We start from the raw sequence: 19,442 nt of genomic DNA on the forward strand, positions 1-19,442 counted from the left end.
ATTAATCTAGCAAATTTATTGAATTTGGAATTTTGTATTAACAGTATATTATTTAAAATTAATCATTTATGATGATAAATGAAATGAAAATATATATACGCCACATAAACTCTCAACTCATAATTCATAACTCATAACTTCTAACTCAAACTCATTTCCTTTGCAAAACAATAAAATTTACCATCTCATCAACAAGCTGGTCCAGATAGGCTTTATCGGTTGTTCTGAATCCGTGGATACCGTCTTCCACAACCGTCAGAGAATTTTCTATATTTTCCCGCTTAAGTTTTCTGTGTAATTTTTTAGATTGTTTCAAAGGAACGACTGTGTCTTTATTTCCCTGCACAATTAAGGTTGGGACTCCATGATTTACATAGGTTACCGGTGACAGGGTTTCAAAAAGATCAACTACTTTTCTTTTGTCTTTTTTAATATCATATCCTGAAATTCCTAAAACCAGGTTTTGCCTTAAATCAACAATTTTCTTAGATAGCAAACCGATAAAGAAAACAGGGACCTTTCCGGCACGGGTGTGTAAAAGCTGATTCAGGTCAGAAGGCCCGAAGTTATTAACCACATAATTCACCCTGGCGGAATAGGCTGAAAGTTCAGGATCTCCGATAAAGTCGTTATCCTGTGTATAGGCGGAAAGTAAAGAAAGGTGTGCTCCTGCCGAAGTTCCGAAAAGCCCGATATTATTGGTGTCGAAATTATATTTTCCTGAATTCTTCCTTACCCATCTTATGGCATCTTTTGTGTCCTGCAGCGGAGCCGGGAAATGTACATCCTTACTTACTAAAGTATAATCTATGCTGATGACTGCGTATTGCTTTTCGACCAGTTTTAAAACCATATTTTCAATATAGCTGTCGGCACGGATTATTTTATCACCGCCAACCCATCCACCGCCGTGAACATAAATTAAAACCGGGAGTTTTTCTTTGGGAGCAATTTTCGGCTGATAAATATCCAGAAGAACAGGGCTTCCTTTATCATCGGTTTTATAGGAAATGTTTTCTGAAACTATTGTCCTTTCGGGAAGGATCGTACTTTTGGGGACATTCTGCTCAATCTGGTTCTGGGAAAATGCTGAATTGAATATTCCCAAAAAGATAACAAAAAACAGGTTTATTGAAAACCTGTGGATTATTTTATTTTGTAACGATTTCATATAGAATTTTTTTGAGAAGTGGTTATTTTACTAACTCCTCAAAAAGTTTACCAAAAGTCTTTTCCAGATCCTTTGTTTTTCCCGGATGAGGTCTCGAAGTTTGCACAACAGAGCTTCTCACCGCCGTTAACCACCGGAAACGTTCGGGAATTTCAAGCAAAGCAATTGGTCCGCCTTCTTTATCACCGGTTGCAATTTTCTGAAAACTTTCCAGGTTTTGGATAATATCCTCATAATCGAGTTTACTGTGCATCAGCCTGAATTTATCCGGACACAGATAATATTCTACGCGAATGAATTTCTCTTTCTTTGAAAACATAATCAATCCTATGTTGAAAAATTCTTCTCTTTCAACCTTCGGTACCAGGCGTATTACGGCGTATTCGTATATTTTATCCTCTTGCATTTTTCGCTTCGTTTACAAAGATTTGTGAATTTTCCAACCGGGTTTTCAAAAATTGAAAATAGATCTCACGGATTTCTTCCGGCGTTTCATCTGCATCATTCCAATGCAGCCAGTCTTCAGGAATGAGGTTGACAATTTCCCTGAAAATACCATCATTCAAAACCTCATGGGCAAATTTATCGGCCTCATCCAGCATTTTAGCTTTTGGAAGCAAAACGTGGTCCTTAACATATTTAAACGGAGTTTTCGCGGCAGCATCAAAATTCTGCCATGAGTGATGGAAGTAAAAAGAAGCGCCGTTGTCAATTACCCAAAGCTCTTTATGCCACATCAGAAGATTGGTGTTTTTATACGTCCGGTCGATATTGGTGATAAATGCATCCAGCCATACAATTTTTGAAGCCAGAAGCGGATCTATGACAACTCCCGGGTCATAGGTAATGGATCCGGACAGGTAATGCAATCCGAGGTTTAATCCTTCAGAAAATTTAAGTAAATCCTGAATTTCCTCATCAGCTTCCGTTCTTCCGAAATCAACATCCAGATTCACAAAAACCAGCTCAGGAATTTTTAATCCTAAAGCTTCTGTGATCTTTCCGCCCAAAAGCTCTGAAATCAGCATTTTCACTCCATGCCCTGCGCCACGGAATTTCAAAACATATTTAAAGTCATCATCAGCTTCTGCCAGAGCCGGAAGCGAACCTCCCTCTCTCAATGGCAGAATATAACGCATTACAGTTACCGTTCTTAAATCCAACATACGGCAAAATTAAGGTTTTACTTTGTGTTTATTTCTATTTTTAATATTTTTAGTTGAAAATTAAGCTGGTCGTAAAGCTGCAAACTATTTTTAAAATTATTGAATATAGAAGAAGAGCTTAGTGCCTTTTTGACAAACAAAAACAAAATATATGAAGATCACCAAAAAACAAAATATCATTATTTCAAATCCTGAAACCAGGGATTTCCTTGCAGATGCGTTTTATCCTGAAACTGAGAACAAATTACCCTTAGTGATTTTTGTTCATGGCTATAAAGGTTATAAAGATTGGGGCGCCTGGGATCTGATGGGTGAAAAACTGGCTGAAGCCGGATTTTTCTTTGTCAAATTTAATTTTTCACATAACGGAACTACCCTTGATGATCCGAAAAATTTTGGAGACCTTCAGGCTTTCGGGAATAATAATTATTCAAAAGAACTTTCTGACCTTGGTGCTGTCATAGAATATTTTATTAAAGATTCTAAGGTAGACGACCAGAAGATTATTCTGATCGGGCACAGCAGAGGCGGCGGAATCTCTATTATTAAAACTTTTGAGGATGAAAGAATCAACGGGTTGATTACATTGGCCAGTGTAGATACTTTAGATCGTTTCCCTCAGAAAGATAATCTTGAAAACTGGAGAAATGCCGGGGTGTATTATGTTTTAAATGGGAGGACACAGCAGGAGATGCCTCATTACTATCAGTTTTATCAGGATTTTGAACAGAATGAGCATCGTTTTGATGTGGAGAGGACAACCGAAATGGCAAAAGCTCATGTATTAATTATCCATGGAACGAATGATGAAAGTGTAGAGGTGAAAAATGCTGAGCACCTTCATATTTTAAACCCGAATTCCGAATTGTTTTTAATTGAAAATGCCAATCATACCTTCGGGGCAAAAGAGCCCTGGACGGAGAATGAATTACCGGCAGACTTAAATAAGGTAGTAAAAAAATGTATTGATTTCCTGTACAGGAAAATGTAAGCAGAGATGAGCAAACTACTTAACGGGAATTAATATAAAACTATCCAATGAAAAAGCCTTCTCTAAAAAGAAGGCTTTTTATATCTGAAAGGCTTTGAAAATTATCTGATTAATAATTTCCAGGCTTCTTCGATTTTACTTTCCAGTAATAATTTCTGGGCAACCTGATGAATGTTTTCATCTGCATGGAAGGTTTCTCCCGGCAATACTTCAACATTGGCAAGCATTCCCAGATCGTTTCCGGAGAATATTTTGCTGTATTTGATTTCATCCGGAAGAAGGTCAAAACCGATTCCTTTGGTTACCAATGGTTTCGGAACTTCAAAAAGACTGTTCTCATTATTTCTTGAATACCAGTTTCCGCCTAAACGGGCCACCATATCCAGTTTTTTCTGGTCCGGAACTCCCTGTTCATTCAAATATTCTTCTCTGATATGAATTTTCTGAACCTCACAGATGACCAGATTTCCCGCACCGCCCTGATCGCCTAAATGCTTTACCTCTAAAACTTTGCATTCAAAATTTACGGGACATTCTTCAATCAGTTTTGGCTGAATAAGATCTGCGTCTTTCATCGTCAATCCCGATTTTATAAATTCATTCACTCCGCCTTCATATTCTGTAGATGCCAGAGAGATTTGCTGTACGATCGGGAAATTAACGGTCCCGATCACAACTTCCGGAACTTCCAGAACGTTTTCCAGGGTATGTTTAGTTGTATTATCACGAACTCTTCTCGATGGTGAGAAAATCAAAATCGGAGGCACCGTACTGAACATATTGAAAAAACTAAATGGTGATAAGTTAATGGTACCATTCTTATCCACCGTTGAAGCCAGGGCAATAGGACGCGGCGAAACGGCAGTCTGCATAATAGTTTGTAACTGTACCGGAGATATTTCGGATGGGAGTACTGTTTTCATATTTTATTTAACCACAAAAGTCATAGAAGGGATTTTACTGAATTTATCAAACCTTATAGGTTTCAAAAACCTATAAGGTTAATATGGTTTAACAGGATTTAATAGTAAAAATATATTATTAAAGTGTTGGAATAATTTTCCCGGAAACTTCACCGAAACCTACTCTCACACCATCTTTTTCAGCCCAGGCTTTCATGGTAACGGTATCATTGTCTTCAATGAATTTTCTTTCCTGGCCGTTGCTTAATGAAATAGGGTTTTGACCTCTCCAGGTCAGCTCAAGCATAGAACCAAAAGATTTCGGATCACTTCCTGAAATGGTACCGCTTGCATACAGATCACCAACTTCTACATTGCATCCGTTTACGGTATGGTGGGCCAATTGCTGTGCCATATTCCAGTACATGAATTTATAATTGCTTTCGGAGATTAGGTTTTGTTCACCATTTTCAGGTTGTAAATACACCTCTAAATTGATGTCATAATTTTTATCTCCATCAAATTTCAGATAATCTAAAACTTCAGGGTCTTGCACAGGAGAAGCTGTTCTGAAAGGTTCCAATGCTTCTAAAGTAACTACCCACGGAGAGATTGATGAACCGAAGTTTTTCGCTAAAAATGGCCCAAGCGGAACGTATTCCCATGCCTGGATATCTCTTGCCGACCAGTCATTGAAAACAACCATTCCGAAAATGGCGTCTTCGGCTTCTTTTGTAGAAATGCTTTCGCCCATTTCCGTATTTTTATTGATAATGAAAGCCATTTCCAATTCAAAATCCAGTTGTTTGGAAGGTCCGAAGATTGGTTTTTCTACATCAGCCGGTTTGGTCTGACCTTTAGGGCGATTAATATCCGTTCCGGAAACTACGATTGATGAAGCTCTGCCGTGATAACCTACAGGAAGATGTTTCCAGTTCGGAAGCAGTGCATTGGCAGGATCACGGAACATTTTCCCGACATTGGTAGCGTGCTCGATGCTGCTATAAAAATCGGTGTAATTGGGAATGTGAACCGGCATCATCATTTTTACTTTATCAAGGTCGTAGAAAGCAGCTTCAATGGTTTTCTCATCTTTCGACAAAATGGAACCTTCCTGTAATAATTCCTGAATTTTTGCACGGACTGCATTGGTTACAGGCTTTCCTAATTCAATAAATTCGTTTAAGGTATAAGCTTCGAAAATATTATCATCAAGCCCTTCGATATCTTCAAAATATGCAAGGTCATATAACGTGGCAAGATCAACTACCTGATCTCCGATTCTGGTACAGCATCCGATATATTCTTTGTTAAAAACGGCTACCCCGAAAGGAATATTATGTATGGAAAAGTCTGAATTTGAGGAATATTCTACAAATGATTTCATAAGGTTGGAATTTAATTGAGATTTAAAAATAAATCTGTTAAAATTTTAAGATCAAATATCTCGGATTATGATCATTCTGTAATGACCAGTGTTATTTCAGGATATTTATTATTTTTTTGAATAAGATTCTTCATCTATCCATCTGTCCTTGGTATTGACATCAATAAGATACAGAACATCTTTCTGTTTGGTTAACAGTAAAGTTTTGGTAACCGGAAGCGGAACTTTTTTGTTTTCAAGCATATCGGCTCTTAAAGAAACAATATTCTTTTTTCTGACAATGTCACCCGTGAAAACATTTGAGCTGCTTTCCCCGGTGGCTTTATCATCAAAGACTTCTACATAGGTAGCATTTTTCCCTTTGATAATGATAAAGTCTCTTTCCGTATGGTCATCAAAATCTTTGATGAAAACAAACTTTTTGTTATCGATATTTACATTTTCCAGATTCTGGTTGATGCCTTTTCTTTCTTCTAGTCTGGTTAGGATTTCATTCATTGTTCCGTATTGTGCTTTTAAACCCAATGCGCCAAAAAATAAAAGTCCGACGAAAATTTTTCTCATATGAATGTGTTTATAAATGTGTTTATAAAAAAGTTTTGCCAGGATTTTGTATCCTGACAAAACTCAATATTAATATTTTTAAATTAAAGATTACCTCTTTTTTCCTGCTCTCTTTCCAAAGCTTCGAATAAGGCTTTGAAGTTACCGGCACCAAAGCTTTGTGCACCGTGTCTTTCAATGATTTCAAAGAAAAGGGTAGGGCGGTCTTCTACAGGTTTTGTAAAGATCTGTAATAAATACCCTTCTTCATCATGATCGATCAGGATTCCCAGGTCCTGTAACTTTTTAAGATCTTCATCAATATGGCCCACTCTTTCAGGTACCATGTCATAATATGCTTCCGGCGGAGCTGAAAGGAATTCTACTCCACGTTTTTTAAGCTCAGTTACCGTATGGATGATATCTTTTGTGGCTACGGCAATATGCTGTACACCTTCTCCTTCATAGAAATCAAGGTATTCTTCTACCTGAGATTTTTTCTTTCCTTCGGCAGGCTCGTTAATCGGGAATTTTGCATATCCGTTTCCGTTTGACATTACTTTAGACATCAAAGCAGAATATTCTGTGTTGATCTGTTTATCATCAAAAGAAAGGATGTTTACAAATCCCATTACTTTTTCATACCATTCCACAGTAGGAATCATTCTGTCCCAGCCTACGTTTCCTACGCAGTGGTCAACATACAATAAACCTGCATCTTCAGGCTTATAATCGCTTTCCCATTTTTCGTAGCCAGGCATGAAAGGTCCTGAATAATTTGTTCTTTCAATAAACATGTGTACGGTTTCTCCGTAAGTATAGATTCCGGACATTTTTACTTCACCGTATTCGTCAGTTAAAGTTACCGGTTCAAGATACGGTTTTCCACCTCTTTTAGTAGTTTCTTCAAAAGCTTTATAAGCGTCATCTACCCAAAGTGCCAAAACTTTTACTCCATCACCGTGTTTTTTTACGTGTTCGCTGATTGGTGAATCAGACTTAAGACCTGTAGTTAGGATCAGTCTTATTTTTCCCTGTTGAAGAACATAAGAAGCACGGTCTCTTACTCCTGTTTCAGGACCAGCATATGCTACAGACTGAAAACCGAAAGCGGTTTTATAAAAATGAGCAGCCTGTTTAGCATTTCCTACATAAAACTCAATGTAATCAGTACCATTAATTGGTAAAAAATTCTCTGCTTGAGCAATTTTTTCGGCAAATGTAAGTGTTGACATATTTTCTTTTTTACTTTTATTTTATGGTATGCAAATTACGAAAATCTTAGAAATGGAGAAAGAATTAACGGAGAATCCTTAATCAGACTTAACATAATTTTAAAGAAAAGTTTATTTAAGTATGTTTAAGTTTCTTATGTTGAAATTTGGTTATATACATTTGTAAGTACAAAATACAAATGAAAAAAAAATATTTCGAACATTTGAAAGCCATAGATTTCTATGGTTTTCATTTTTTATGATTCAGTCTTCCGGCATCCGGATTATAATTGTCCCAGATTTTCCATACATTATTGATTTTCCGGATAAAATAGATCTGGGTATTGAGTTGGTTGACGAAGTGCTCTTCTCCGGTTTCTCCCACTTTGAACAGAAGGTTCCAGAATTCCTGGGTTTCCAGTATTTTTTTATCCGGTTCGTCTGTTACCATATGAACATCAAATACTTCAAAATTGGAGCGGTTATTTTTGGTCACCAGCTGAAACTCCCTGTCACAAAGCTCTTTACTGAATTGTGTTGCTCTTTCTAAAAAAGGAGAATCATCAAAAACAAGCTCTTTAAAAAGTTCTGTTTTATGATCGGGAAATTTTTTGTAAAATTCAAAGACGGTAGAACAGTAGTTGTATACCATTTGGGTAAGAAATTCTTCAACATCCGGTTCTTCGTTTTCCTGCTTCTTTTCCTTTATAGATAGAATGTAAGCATTTAAGTCTTTAAAACCCAGGAAAATGCATATTTTATCCAGTGTTTTAAGAAAGCGCAGATCGCTGTGGGTCTTGTCCTGATAGTCATTTTCAAAAAAACGTTGCAGGGTAACATGTGAAATAGTGCTTCCTATTTCAAATCTTTTTCCGCCCTTCAATTCTTCAGCTTCAGATAGCTCGTCTTTTATGATTTCGGAAAGAATAATATAATGGCTTCTTTTCCATTCCGTAACATTTCCTAAAACAGAGTTTTTCACTTTAGGATGCTTTACTATTTCCTCCCGTATTGAATTATATATAGTCTTCAATTTCCAAATTTTAAAAGGTTTTATCAAAAATATTGCCAAAACCTCATGCTGTTTTTGTTCCCTTTATGTTTTTAAAGATACGTTTTTTTAGGTTAGAATTCATTCCCAACCTGATATTTTTAACCTGAAATTTTCAATGTTTAAATCTTTCAAAAGCAGCTCTTTCCAACATTTCCCTGTCATCCGGATGGGCAATGCTGATGAGTTCCTGAGCTCTTTGTCGGAGATTTTTCCCATATAGGTAGGCTGTTCCGTATTCAGTTACTACATAATGAATATGACCTCTGGTGGTTACGACACCTGCGCCCTGTTTAAGAAAAGGAACAATCCTTGAAATTCCTTTTTTCGTTCTTGATGTTATGGCGATGATTGGTTTTCCGCCTTCGCTTAAAGCGGCTCCTCTCATGAAATCCATCTGGCCTCCGATTCCGCTGTATTGTAAAGTTCCGATAGAATCTGCACAAACCTGTCCGGTAAGATCAATCTCAATGGCAGAATTAATGGCGACCATTTTTTTGTTCCGCATGATGTTGATCGGGAAGTTTACATCGCTTACATCTTTAAAGGCAAAAACAGTGTTGTCATCTACATAGTCGTAGAGCTTTCTGGTTCCGAAGCAGAAACTTGTAATCGTTTTATTTTCGTTGTAGCCTTTGTATTTATTATTAATTACATCATTCTGGATAAGATCAATCACTCCGTCACTCAGCATTTCCGTGTGAATTCCTAAATCTTTATGATTATTAAGACATTTTAAAACAGCATCCGGAATAGTTCCTATCCCCATTTGCAAAGTTGACCTGTCATCAATAAGTTCAGCTACATTTTTCCCGACAAGCATTTCCTCGGGACCTACTTTTGAGCCGTAATCTACTGTGGGAAGCTCTTCTTCATGCCATACCAGCTTATGAATCCTGCTGATGTGTATCATCCCGTCTCCATGGGTTCTCGGCATTAAAGGATTAACGATGGCAATAATGATTTTAGCAGTGTCTACCGCAGCTCTTGCCACATCTACAGATGTTCCCAGAGTACAAAAACCATGTTTATCCGGTGGAGAAACGGTGATTAAAGCGACATCCAACGGAAGGATATTATTCCTGAACAGAATAGGGATTTCACTTAAAAATACAGGGACAAAGTCTCCTCTTTCGGAATTTACCGCATCCCGTACGGGAGTAGAAACAAATAGGGAGTTGACAAAAAAACTGTCTTTATATTGAGGCTTGGCAATTTCTACATTTCCTTGCTGGGTAATGGAAACCATTTCTACATTTTCCAGCCTGTGGGATTGCCTTGCCAGTTCATCGATCAGATAATTCGGAGTACATGCGCTTCCGTGGAAGAACACGCGGTTTCCGCTTTTTATGGTATAAATAGCTTCTTCTGCACTTATATAATTGTACATATTGAAATTTTTTAATGATACTTTACGCTTACTCTTGTGAACGGTCTTCCATGTTTTTATCCGTCTCTTCCAGCCATGAGGTTTTATAAGAAGGATCTTCCACTTTTAGGGCTTCTTCCGTAATTTTTAAAGGACGGAAAGGATCTACCATTACGGCATATTCTTCAGTGAATTTTTTTCCGATACTTCTTTCCATTGCACCAGGATGTGGCCCGTGAACAATCCCTCCGGGGTGAAGCGTGAAATCCATTAAGTCAATATGATTGCGGCTCATGAAATCACCTTCGGTATAAAATAAAACTTCATCCGAGTCAATATTGGAATGATTATAAGGTGCCGGGATCGCCATTGGGTGATAGTCGTACATTCTTGCACAGAATGAGCAAACCACAAAGTTGTGGCCTTCAAAATTCTGATGAACCGGTGGCGGTTGGTGAATTCTGCCTGTAATCGGCTCAAAGTTTTTAATATTAAATTTATAAGGGTAAAAATAACCGTCCCAGCCTACGACATCAAACGGATGGGTTGCGTAAATGAAATCGGTGATCTGGTTTTCTTTTTTTACTTTGATCAGGAATTCTCCTTTTTCGTCTTTCGGTTCGACAAAAGTAGGTGCGATAATATCTCTTTCGCAGAACGGCGAATGTTCTAAAAGCTGCCCGAATTCATTTCTGTATCTTTTTGGCGTGTATATCGGGGAATGGCTTTCCAATACGAAGAAAACGGTATCTTCAGATTTCAGTTCCACCTGATAAATGGTACCTCTTGGAATGATAAGGTAATCACCGACAAAAAATTCCAGATTTCCAACAAAAGTTTTTAAAACTCCACTTCCTTCGTGCACGAATAGAAGCTCGTCACACTCTGCATTTTTATAGAAATAATCCATAGATTTTCTCGGCTTTGACAATCCCATTTTCAGGTCGTTATTCATCAGAAGGATTTTTCTGCTGTCCATGAAATCATCCTCAGGAGTAACGTTCATACCTTTGAACATTCTTGGTGTTACATTTTTGTCTACGGCAATTTTTGGAGTCACATCTTTAGGAGCTCCTATGGATTTTATCTGAGTTGGGCGGTGAATATGATAGAGCAGGGAAGAAATTCCATGAAAACCTTCCGTACCGAAAAGCTGTTCATAGTAGAATTTATCTTCAGGAGATTTAAAAATCGTATGTCTTTTCTGTGGGATAGTCCCGGATTGATTATATCTCATTTTACCTTTATATTTTCTCAAATTTAATAATTTTTGACGAATAATTTTTAGCGACTTTTATCATAAAGTTTTTTGTTTCGAAAATAAATGTTAGTTTTGTCTAACAATTTTAATTTCATGAAGCGAATATTATTTTCTGTTGTCTTTTTTTCGTCCTATTGTTTCTCGCAGGAATCGGATAGTTTAGATATGGATCATAGTCTGAAAACAGACTCATCGGTTGTATCTAAAAAAGAAATGAAGACAAAACTGATTGATGATGTAGTGATTACAGGAACGATAAAACCCATCAGCAGATCTAAAAGTCCGGTGGCAGTAGAAATTTACAGTCAGAAATTTTTTCAGAAAAACCCTACGCCGAATATTTTTGAGGCCATTTCAATGGTGAATGGAGTAAAACCCCAGCTGAACTGTTCGGTATGTAACACGGGAGATATTCACATCAACGGCCTGGAAGGTCCTTATACAATGATCTTAATCGACGGAATGCCCATTGTAAGCTCATTATCTACGGTTTACGGATTAAGCGGAATTCCGAACAGCTTGGTTGACAGGATAGAAGTGGTAAAAGGACCTGCCTCATCTCTTTACGGATCTGAAGCAATGGGGGGAGTCATTAATATTATTACCAGGAACGCTTTAACAGCCCCGAAACTAAGTGTAGATCTGATGACAAGCACATGGAGTGAAAATAATTTTGATCTGTCGACTAAATTTAATCTTGGAAAAAATGCCGCTTCATTATTGAGCCTGAATTATTTTAATTTCACTAAAAAGATAGATCAGAATAAGGATAATTTTACGGATGCTGCTTTACAGAACAGGATTTCTGTTTTTAATAAATGGAATTTTCAGAGAAAGGATAACCGGTTGGGCAGCTTTGCACTGAGGTATTTGTATGAAGACCGTTTCGGCGGTGAAATGCAGTGGAACAGATCTTACCGTGGAAGCGATAAAGTGTATGGGGAAAGTATTTATACCAACAGGGTAGAGGCTTTCGGGGTTTATCAGTGGCCATTAAAAGAGCAGATTATTTCCCAGTTTTCTTATAACTATCACAATCAGGATTCATTTTACGGAAACAATCCTTTTGATGCTCTGCAAAAAGTAGCTTTCACACAGACGTATTGGGACAAAGCCTTTGGAAATCATGATTTGATTTTAGGGCTTACGTTCAAGAAAACATTTTATGACGATAATACTCCCGGAACTTTATCAGCAGACGGATTCACAAATGAGCCGATGAAATCTCCGATCTGGGGGGCTTTTATCCAAGATCAGTGGGAAATTAACTCTAAAAATACATTATTGCTGGGATACCGGTTTGATTATGATAAAATACACCATTCCATACACTCCCCGAGATTCGCGTGGAAATTTTCTCCCAATCCATACCATACTTTGCGTTTTAATTTTGGAACCGGCTTCCGGGTGGTGAATTTATTTACAGAAGATCATGCAGCTCTTACAGGCTCCCGTGAAGTGGTAATTAAATCAGATTTAAAACCTGAAAAATCAATCAACGGAAATCTGAATTATATCTGGAAAATATCTGTAGGAGACCGTTTGATTAATCTGGATGCTTCTGCATTTTATACTTATTTCAGCAATAAGATTGTAGGGGATTTTGATACGGAACCGGATAAAATTATTTATGATAACCTCCATGGATATGGGATTTCAAGAGGAGCCTCCATGAATGTGGATTTCAGCTTCAGTTTTCCGTTGAGTGTTAATCTGGGGGTAACTTATTTGGATGTGTATCAGAAATTAGATGATGAAAATGAAAAAATTCAGCAGCTTCATGCTCCAAAATGGAGTGGAACGTATGCCTTAACTTATAAATTTCCGAATGCATTGACCCTGGACTTTACAGGACAGTTCTACGGACCGATGAGACTGCCGGTACTGCCGAATGACTACCGCCCGGAATATTCACCGTTTTATTCTCTGGCGAATGTTCAGATTTCAAAAAGTTTCAGATCCGGGTTTGAAGTTTATTGCGGGATTAAAAACCTGTTCAACTTTGTTCCGAAAGACCCGTTGATGAGACCGTTTGACCCGTTTGACCAGCATGTGGATGATCCGATTAACAATCCGAATCATTATACGTTTGATACTACTTACGGCTATGCTCCCATGCAGAGAATCAGAGGTTTTTTAGGCGTAAAATATATCCTGAAATGAAAAATTTAATTTTATTTTTAATGTTGGTGCCTTGTTTCTGTCTCGCCCAGAAGATAGAAACAGGCACTTTTTCCAGGCTTGAGCAATTACAAAAGGAAAAGCCGAAGCCGGTTATCATTCATCTTTATACAGATTGGTGTGCGGTGTGTAAGATTGAATCTTTTCAGCTAAATAAGGATAAAGAGCTGAGACAACTGATGGATAAGGATTTTTATGTTATCAATTTTGAGGCGGAGAAAATCAAAGAAAAAATATATTTTCAGGGAAGAGTGTTTAATTATCTGCCTAATGGGAATTCAGGAATTCACGAATTAGCTCTGGCATTGTCAAAAAATAAAAACCAGCCTGTTTATCCGTTATGGATATTTTTAGATTCAAACCAAAATTTGTTGTATTACCATGAAGGAGCGTTTAAACCTGAAAAAATGAAGCAGAAACTTTTGGAAATTGCTGCCTTATATAAATAGTTTTTCTTGCAGATTTCGCGGATTATTCAGGGAATTTAATCTGTATAAATTTATAAAAATCTGTGGTTAAAATATAAGTCTCCAATTTTTAATCTTATTGTTTAAATCTTTCAATCTATCTTTCTGCATTGATTAAAATTATTCATGGATCATAATTAATTTATTTCCCTGGGTTTGATTGTTTTTAAGGATGGATTGTGCCTTCAATACAGTTTCTAAAGACAACTTTCCCACGACTTTATAATTAGGTGGCATAATAATTCCGTTTTCAATAAGCCTGGCAATTTCAAGTAAGCTGTCCTGATAATATTTATAATTTTTGATCATGCTTTGGGTATAGTTTGAAATATTCATGATCAGACAACCCTTATTAAACAGGGTCTCATGGGCTTTTTTACTGATTAAGGCCGTTACATCCACATACATTCCATTGCTTTTTAAAATATCAGCCGTTACTTCCGACATATAATTCCCTACGAGATCAACCCCAATGTCAAATGGTTGGTTGTTATTGGCATCTAAAAGATTCTGAACCAGGTTTTCTTCTTTATAATTGATGACTTGTTTTTCCGGTAAACCCATTTTAAGAAGTTCTTTTTTATTCTCTTCAGACCCTACAGTAGCTACTATTTTATGAAAACCATTGGCAATTAACAGTTTCAGTAGAAAAGAGCCGACACCTCCCGCAGCTCCGGTAATTAAAACGGTATCTTCATCCTTTAACTGTAAACGGTTAAAAGTCTGTAAAGCTGTCATCCCGACGGATGGAATGGCTGCTGCCTGCTCAAAAGAAATGTTTTCCGGTTTTAGAGAAACAATAGCTTCCGGAACGGTAATGTATTCTGTATAGGAGCCGTTACTTCCCATCGAGCCACTTCCGCAATATACTTCATCTCCAATTTTGAATTGAATGGCATCACTTCCTGTTTCAACAATAATTCCGGATAATTCGCGGCCTAAAACAGGAGAGCTGATCAGTCTGCGTTCCAACTCATTTTCAATCATCTGATAATCAATTGGATTAAAGCCGCTGGCTTTGATCCGGATGAGAACTTCGTTGTTTTTAGGCTGAGGTTTTTCTACAAAACCATCTTCAAGCTGGAAATTTTTATTTAATAGGACTGCTTTCATAAGTGTGATTTAAAATACAAATGTAGAAACAGAATAGTTTATATTTGCTACCAGTTAACTATTGGTAACCAGTTACCTTAATGTAACCATTATGGCAAAAATAACAGAAAACGGACTCGAAAGGGAAGCTACATGCACGGAAGAATTATTCGCCATGCGCGACAGTCTGGATGTTTTAGGTGGAAAATGGAAACTGATGATTTTGCGTTACTTAACCAATCGTTTGGATCAGCAGATTCATTTTAAAAAATTACAGCGAGGAATTGAAGGAATTTCTGCCAAAATGCTGAGCAAAGAACTGAAAGAGCTGGAAATTAATTTGCTGATCACCAGAACGATTCAGGATACAAAGCCGATCACTGTAATTTATGCTGTTACGGAATATGGAAAATCTGTACTTCCGGTGACAGAGACTTTAGTGAAATGGGGATTACTTCACCGGGAGAAGATCAAAGAATCGATGTAAAGTACTGATTAAAGAATTGAAAAAAAGTATATTTTATCATTGGTCTGAAAATCTGCGTCATCTGCTAAAAATAATAAATTTATAGGCAAAGTAATGATCGTTCGTAGATTTAGCAGCTGACATAAATGTTTGTGTTTAAGTGAAGATGACTTTTGGGTGAAATCTCAATAAGTTTAAATCAAATCATTGCGCCTTACAACGTATTGAAAGGAATAAACTCATATCTCTGTGATTAACAGGTAAGTTATTTCAAAAGTACAGCAATGATTGCGAGGATTGCCGGTAATGCCTGAACAAAAAATATTTTCTTAGTTGCAGATATGGCTCCGTAAATTCCGGCTACAGCTACACATCCAAGAAAAAATAAGGCGATGTTGGTTTGCCATTGTTCGTCTTTAATAATCAGCGACCAGATTAATCCCGCTGCCAGAAAACCGTTATAAAGCCCCTGGTTGGCTGCCAGACCTTTGGTGGGCTTAAACATTTCTGCCGGTAACGCTGCTTTAAATACTTCCTTACCTTTGGTTTCCCATGCAAACATTTCCATCCAGAGAATGTAGAGATGCTCCAATGCAACTAAAGCAATTAAAATTTTTGCAACGATTTCCATAATTATTGTTTTTAGAATTGTAAAACTAAAAAAATAAATTTAAGTTTGATTACTAAATTTCAAAATGGATACTTTCAAAATACATTTAGATAAATTCATCGGCATCACTGAAGAAGAATACGTTTCGGTCCTGTCTTTTTTTCAGACGATGGAAGTAAAAAAGAAACAGGAACTGATGCTTGAAGGTGAGGTATGTAAATCGATGTATTTTGTAGTGAAAGGTTGTCTCAGAAAGTTTTTTATCAACGAGAAAGGAGTAGAGCAAACTACAGAGTTCGCTATAGAAAACTGGTGGATCACAGATACTTTTGCTTATGAAAGACAGATGAAATCAGATTTTTGTATTCAGGCGGTAGAACGTTCCACGATTCTGGTCATTGATTTTCCCACCCAGGAATTATTGTTGCAGAAATACCCGGTAATGGAAAGGTATTTCAGAATGATCTATCAGAGAGCTTATGCTGCATCCGAAAGGAGAATCCGTTTTTTATATGAAATGAGCAGGGAAGAGCTGTATGTACATTTCAGCACCCAATATCCGGATTTTAATCAGAGAATTCCACAATACCTTATCGCTTCTTATCTTGGTTTTACTCCGGAATATCTCAGCGAGATCCGTGCAAAATTACGTTCTTAAACCAGTTTAAGATTTTTACGACGGATAAACCGGAACTTTGTCATGTTATTAAAAGCCAATATCATGACAGAGAAAAGAAATCAGATTCAGCAGTTATTTTTAAGAATTGCTATTTCCGTAACCATGCTTTCAGCGGTAGCAGACCGGTTTGGATTTTGGGGTAAGAATTCAGCCTGGGGAAATTGGGCGAATTTTGAAAAATATACCCGACAGCTTACTTTTTTCCTCCCGGATACCCTGAGTAGCTTTTCAGCATATTTTGCCACATTCCTGGAAATTGCTCTTCCATTGATGCTGCTTTTAGGATTTAAAACTAAAATGGCTGCGTATGGAGCAGGATTTCTTTTGCTGGCCTTCGCACTGTCGATGACGGTGGCTTTGGGGATTAAAGCTCCTTTAGACTATTCCGTCTGGGTAGGAAGTGCAGGTGCATTTTTATTGGCAAGCCAACAACAATTTTCATTCAGTATCGATCAATTAATCAAAAAACAATAAATTTTATGAGCGCAAGAATTAATATGGCAGCAACAGATGCAGCTGCTTACAAAGCGATGATGGGATTGGAAGGATATCTACAGACGATTTCTTTAAATCCCATTCAAAAAGAATTAATCAAAATCAGAGCTTCACAGATCAACGGATGTGCTTACTGCCTGGATATGCATGCAAAAGATGCTGTGAAATATGGGGAAACTCCACAGAGAATCTATATTTTGAACGGTTGGAAAGAAGCTACGGAATTTTTCACTGAAGAAGAGCAGGTGCTTTTATTAATGACAGAAGAAATTACTTTAATCAGCCACAAAGGCTTAACTGAAGAGACTTATCAGAGAGCAAAAGCGGTGTTCAGTGATAACCAGATTTCACAGATCATTATGGCGATTATCACTATCAATGCCTGGAACAGAATTGCGATCAGCACCCACATGCAGATCACGAAATAATTTTTTTCAATAGTTATTATTAAAAACAGCTTTTCAATTTTTTGAAAAGCTGTTGTATTGTCATTGCGAACGAAGTGAAGCAATCTCTTAATATTCTCATTACCTTAACTTCACTTAATGGTTTGAAACTACGGTTGTTCTTCTGGTAAATCAGATTAATTTTATATCAGATTTTGCTTAATGCGGAATTGATGGTACTCAATTCTTCCTGAGAAAGGTTTACAGACATTGCCTGCGCATTTTCAATAGCCTGTTGGGCATTACGTGCACCTGCCAGTACGACGCTGATTGCAGGTTGTAAAGTAGTCCAGCGTAAAACCAGCTGAGAAACGGTAGCGTTCTTTTCCTCAGCCATATTTTCCAGTGTTTCAAGGAAGGTTTTTACTTTTTCCAGGTCGAATTGGGCAAAATATCCATTACGGTGGTCATCCGCTTTTAACTGAGCCTGCTTGAAATATTTTCCGGTTAATAAACCTCTTTCCATCGGACTGTAAACGATGATTCCCGTATTGTTTTCCAAAGAATAAGGAACCAGATCCTGTTCAATGGCACGGTTCAGCATACTGTAAGAAACCTGGTTGCTTGCCAACTGAATGGTTTGAGCGGCTTCCTCCATTTGTTCCACACTGTAATTGCTTACTCCGGCTGCACGGATTTTTCCCTGTCGGATCAATAATTCCATTGCTTCCATGGTTTCGCTGATAGGAGTTGAGCTATCCGGCCAGTGCAATTGTAAAAGGTCTATATAATCGGTACCCAGACGTTTTAAACTTTCTTCAACTTCTTTGATGATGTTTTCTTTGGAAGCCAGTTTATATACTGGAAGGGTTTTTCCATTATCTTCTGCGTCAAAAAAGAATTCCTCTTTACCATTATTACTGCCATCCCAAACCAGACCGAATTTGGTCAGTAACTGAATTTTAGAACGGTCTTTTCCCTTGATGGCTTCTCCGATCATTTCTTCACTAAGCCCGAAACCGTAGAACGGTGCTGTATCAATAGAAGTTACTCCGTTATCTAAAGACGCATGGATTGAGTTTATAGAATCTTGTTTTTCATTTCCACCCCACATATTTCCACCGATGGCAAAGGCGCCGTGTGTAATTACGGATACTTCAAGATCAGTATTTCCTAATTTTCTATATTCCATTTTTTATTTTAATTTTTGAAATTGTTTATTTAAAGCTTTCTTTAAATACATCACAAAAGGCACAAATTTCCTTCAACTTTATCTTCTCCGGATGCTTTCGTGACTTTTGTGGTTAAGATTATCTCTTATTTTTTTAATTCTTTTAAAATAGCCTCACCTACAGCTTTTGCAGATTGAGGGTTTTGCCCTGTAATCACTCTCTGGTCTGTCACTACATGAGTCTGCCAAATTCCTGATTTTTCAAATTTTGCACCTCTGGATTTAAGCTGGTCTTCCAGAAGGAAAGGAACAACGTTTGTCAATTTTACTTCAGCTTCCTCTTCATTCGTAAAGGCATTGATCTTTTTACCATCCACAAGATATTGACCGTTATTCAGTTTGATATTGACCAAACCGGCTGGCCCGTGACAAACACCTGCTACAATTCCACCGTTTTCATAAATTTTTGAAGCAATTGTGGCGAGTTCAGCATTGTCTGCGAAATCCCACATCGCTCCATGCCCGCCTGCATAGAAGATCGTTGAATATTCTGCAGGATTTACCTGCGACGGCTGTAAAGAGTGGTCAATTTTATTTTTGTATTCTTTATTTTCCCAGAATTCTTTATTTACCGGGTCTTTAAGGTCAAACCCGTCAACAGGAGGAGTTCCGCCTTTCGGACTTACAAAATCTATTTCATATCCTGCATGGTGTAAAACTTCCCAGGGATGAGAAACTTCTCCTAAATAATATCCGGTATCTTCACCGGTATTGCCTTTTTTGTCATGACTGGTTACGACGAATAAAATTTTCTTTTTCATAGGAATTGATTTTTTATTT

20 protein-coding genes and 1 pseudogene are annotated in these 19,442 nt (G+C 37.4%); 7 read left to right on the forward strand and 14 right to left on the reverse strand.

Annotated features, from left to right (window positions below):
• Positions 1–151 precede the first annotated feature (151 nt).
• The 3 genes and pseudogenes from AB8P06_RS18550 to AB8P06_RS18560 form a co-directional block, all read right to left on the reverse strand.
• Positions 152–1,177, reverse strand: a pseudogene (locus tag AB8P06_RS18550) (alpha/beta hydrolase fold domain-containing protein); the annotation flags it as partial.
• Between the two features lie 16 nt (positions 1,178–1,193).
• Entirely contained in the window at positions 1,194–1,577 is a 384-nt protein-coding gene (locus AB8P06_RS18555; protein WP_369843792.1) for a DUF3037 domain-containing protein, read from the reverse strand.
• A complete protein-coding gene (locus tag AB8P06_RS18560; RefSeq protein ID WP_369843795.1) occupies positions 1,564–2,337 on the reverse strand; it encodes a HipA family kinase in 774 nt (257 codons plus the stop codon). The genes AB8P06_RS18555 and AB8P06_RS18560 overlap by 14 nt, the downstream gene beginning before the upstream one ends.
• Positions 2,338–2,488: 151 nt before the next feature.
• On the opposite strand from AB8P06_RS18560, the gene AB8P06_RS18565 reads away from it, so the two are divergent.
• Entirely contained in the window at positions 2,489–3,328 is an 840-nt protein-coding gene (locus AB8P06_RS18565) for an alpha/beta hydrolase family protein (RefSeq protein WP_369843797.1), read from the forward strand.
• Positions 3,329–3,429: 101 nt separating this feature from the next.
• Here the strand turns inward: AB8P06_RS18565 and AB8P06_RS18570 are convergent, their stop codons facing one another.
• The 7 genes from AB8P06_RS18570 to AB8P06_RS18600 all read right to left on the reverse strand — a co-directional run bounded on the left by AB8P06_RS18570 (position 3,430) and on the right by AB8P06_RS18600 (position 11,031).
• On the reverse strand, positions 3,430–4,251 hold the full coding sequence (locus tag AB8P06_RS18570) for a flavin reductase family protein (RefSeq protein WP_369843799.1): 822 nt from the start codon (positions 4,249–4,251) through the stop codon (positions 3,430–3,432).
• A 118-nt stretch (positions 4,252–4,369) separates the two neighbouring features.
• On the reverse strand, positions 4,370–5,617 hold the full coding sequence (gene fahA, locus AB8P06_RS18575; protein ID WP_369843801.1) for a fumarylacetoacetase: 1,248 nt from the start codon (positions 5,615–5,617) through the stop codon (positions 4,370–4,372).
• Positions 5,618–5,725: 108 nt separating this feature from the next.
• Positions 5,726–6,181 carry a hypothetical protein gene (locus AB8P06_RS18580; RefSeq protein ID WP_369843803.1) on the reverse strand — a complete coding sequence of 152 codons (456 nt, stop codon included), beginning with the start codon at positions 6,179–6,181 and terminating at the stop codon, positions 5,726–5,728.
• A gap of 83 nt (positions 6,182–6,264) precedes the next feature.
• Positions 6,265–7,395 carry a 4-hydroxyphenylpyruvate dioxygenase gene (hppD, locus tag AB8P06_RS18585; protein WP_369843805.1) on the reverse strand — a complete coding sequence of 377 codons (1,131 nt, stop codon included), beginning with the start codon at positions 7,393–7,395 and terminating at the stop codon, positions 6,265–6,267.
• A 229-nt stretch (positions 7,396–7,624) separates the two neighbouring features.
• On the reverse strand, positions 7,625–8,407 hold the full coding sequence (locus AB8P06_RS18590) for a hypothetical protein (protein ID WP_369843807.1): 783 nt from the start codon (positions 8,405–8,407) through the stop codon (positions 7,625–7,627).
• Positions 8,408–8,540: 133 nt separating this feature from the next.
• The gene (locus tag AB8P06_RS18595; protein ID WP_369843809.1) at positions 8,541–9,815 is read right to left on the reverse strand and encodes an acetyl-CoA hydrolase/transferase family protein; all 1,275 of its coding nucleotides are present in this window, start codon (positions 9,813–9,815) and stop codon (positions 8,541–8,543) included.
• A gap of 28 nt (positions 9,816–9,843) precedes the next feature.
• Positions 9,844–11,031 carry a homogentisate 1,2-dioxygenase gene (locus AB8P06_RS18600; RefSeq protein WP_369843880.1) on the reverse strand — a complete coding sequence of 396 codons (1,188 nt, stop codon included), beginning with the start codon at positions 11,029–11,031 and terminating at the stop codon, positions 9,844–9,846.
• A 117-nt stretch (positions 11,032–11,148) separates the two neighbouring features.
• Between AB8P06_RS18600 and AB8P06_RS18605 the strand changes: the two genes are divergently transcribed.
• Together AB8P06_RS18605 and AB8P06_RS18610 are read left to right on the forward strand one after the other, a co-directional pair.
• Positions 11,149–13,218 (forward strand): TonB-dependent receptor plug domain-containing protein, encoded by a 2,070-nt coding sequence (locus tag AB8P06_RS18605; RefSeq protein WP_369843811.1) that lies wholly within the window; start codon positions 11,149–11,151, stop codon positions 13,216–13,218.
• Positions 13,215–13,685, forward strand: a complete 471-nt coding sequence (locus tag AB8P06_RS18610) for a thioredoxin family protein (protein ID WP_369843813.1) — start codon at positions 13,215–13,217, stop codon at positions 13,683–13,685. The genes AB8P06_RS18605 and AB8P06_RS18610 overlap by 4 nt, the downstream gene beginning before the upstream one ends.
• A 138-nt stretch (positions 13,686–13,823) precedes the next feature.
• Here the strand turns inward: AB8P06_RS18610 and AB8P06_RS18615 are convergent, their stop codons facing one another.
• A complete protein-coding gene (locus AB8P06_RS18615; protein ID WP_369843815.1) occupies positions 13,824–14,816 on the reverse strand; it encodes an NADP-dependent oxidoreductase in 993 nt (330 codons plus the stop codon).
• 91 nt (positions 14,817–14,907) lie between these two features.
• On the opposite strand from AB8P06_RS18615, the gene AB8P06_RS18620 reads away from it, so the two are divergent.
• Positions 14,908–15,282, forward strand: a complete 375-nt coding sequence (locus AB8P06_RS18620; RefSeq protein WP_369843817.1) for a winged helix-turn-helix transcriptional regulator — start codon at positions 14,908–14,910, stop codon at positions 15,280–15,282.
• A 244-nt stretch (positions 15,283–15,526) separates the two neighbouring features.
• On the opposite strand, the gene AB8P06_RS18625 is transcribed toward AB8P06_RS18620, so the two are convergent.
• Positions 15,527–15,892, reverse strand: a complete 366-nt coding sequence (locus AB8P06_RS18625) for a DUF1304 domain-containing protein (RefSeq protein ID WP_369843819.1) — start codon at positions 15,890–15,892, stop codon at positions 15,527–15,529.
• A 64-nt stretch (positions 15,893–15,956) separates the two neighbouring features.
• On the opposite strand from AB8P06_RS18625, the gene AB8P06_RS18630 reads away from it, so the two are divergent.
• The 3 genes from AB8P06_RS18630 to AB8P06_RS18640 all read left to right on the forward strand — a co-directional run bounded on the left by AB8P06_RS18630 (position 15,957) and on the right by AB8P06_RS18640 (position 17,473).
• A complete protein-coding gene (locus tag AB8P06_RS18630; protein ID WP_369843821.1) occupies positions 15,957–16,529 on the forward strand; it encodes a Crp/Fnr family transcriptional regulator in 573 nt (190 codons plus the stop codon).
• A gap of 63 nt (positions 16,530–16,592) precedes the next feature.
• Complete coding sequence (locus AB8P06_RS18635; protein WP_369843823.1) at positions 16,593–17,024, forward strand: DoxX family membrane protein; 432 nt, start codon at positions 16,593–16,595, stop codon at positions 17,022–17,024.
• 5 nt (positions 17,025–17,029) lie between these two features.
• Positions 17,030–17,473 carry a carboxymuconolactone decarboxylase family protein gene (locus tag AB8P06_RS18640; protein ID WP_369843825.1) on the forward strand — a complete coding sequence of 148 codons (444 nt, stop codon included), beginning with the start codon at positions 17,030–17,032 and terminating at the stop codon, positions 17,471–17,473.
• Positions 17,474–17,639: 166 nt separating this feature from the next.
• Here the strand turns inward: AB8P06_RS18640 and AB8P06_RS18645 are convergent, their stop codons facing one another.
• Entirely contained in the window at positions 17,640–18,623 is a 984-nt protein-coding gene (locus AB8P06_RS18645) for an aldo/keto reductase (RefSeq protein ID WP_369843827.1), read from the reverse strand.
• Positions 18,624–18,748: 125 nt separating this feature from the next.
• On the reverse strand, positions 18,749–19,423 hold the full coding sequence (locus AB8P06_RS18650) for a type 1 glutamine amidotransferase domain-containing protein (protein WP_369843829.1): 675 nt from the start codon (positions 19,421–19,423) through the stop codon (positions 18,749–18,751).
• Between the last annotated feature and the right edge of the window lie 19 nt (positions 19,424–19,442).

It is taken from the genome of Chryseobacterium tongliaonense (assembly GCF_041224435.1).
Classification (GTDB): Bacteria; Bacteroidota; Bacteroidia; order Flavobacteriales; family Weeksellaceae; genus Chryseobacterium; species Chryseobacterium tongliaoense.